At 54.8% G+C, this 562-nt stretch carries 1 rRNA gene; it reads right to left on the bottom strand.

Annotation, left to right across the window (positions count from 1 at the left end):
* Positions 1-50: 50 nt before the first annotated feature.
* Positions 51-562: ribosomal RNA gene (locus tag WMO45_RS13645) — 16S ribosomal RNA — on the bottom strand; the annotation flags it as partial.

Below are 562 nucleotides of genomic sequence, written 5' to 3'. Positions count from 1 at the left end.
CTGACCTTAGGACGTTACAAACAACTCTCGGTTGCTTGAAGTCTCCTTAGAAAGGAGGTGATCCAGCCGCACCTTCCGATACGGCTACCTTGTTACGACTTCACCCCAATTATCGAACCCACCTTCGGCCGCGCCCCCCTTGCGGTTAGGCTACGGACTTCGGGTGTTCCCGACTCTCATGGTGTGACGGGCGGTGTGTACAAGGCCCGGGAACGTATTCACCGCGGCATGCTGATCCGCGATTACTAGCGATTCCAACTTCATACAGGCGGGTTTCAGCCTGCAATCCGAACTGGGATGGCTTTTAGGGATTTGCTCCACCTCGCGGTATTGCCTCCCTCTGTTTACCACCATTGTAGTACGTGTGTGGCCCAGGACATAAGGGGCATGATGATTTGACGTCGTCCCCACCTTCCTCCGTTTTGTCAACGGCAGTCTCGCTAGAGTGCTCTTGCGTAGCAACTAACAATAAGGGTTGCGCTCGTTGCGGGACTTAACCCAACATCTCACGACACGAGCTGACGACAACCATGCACCACCTGTCTCAACTTTCCCCGAAGGG

It is taken from the genome of Flavonifractor hominis (assembly GCF_040095835.1).
Classification (GTDB): Bacteria; Bacillota; Clostridia; order Oscillospirales; family Oscillospiraceae; genus Flavonifractor; species Flavonifractor hominis.
The sequence above is the reverse complement of the archived record's forward strand: the minus strand, read 5'-3'. Positions and strand labels throughout refer to the sequence as shown.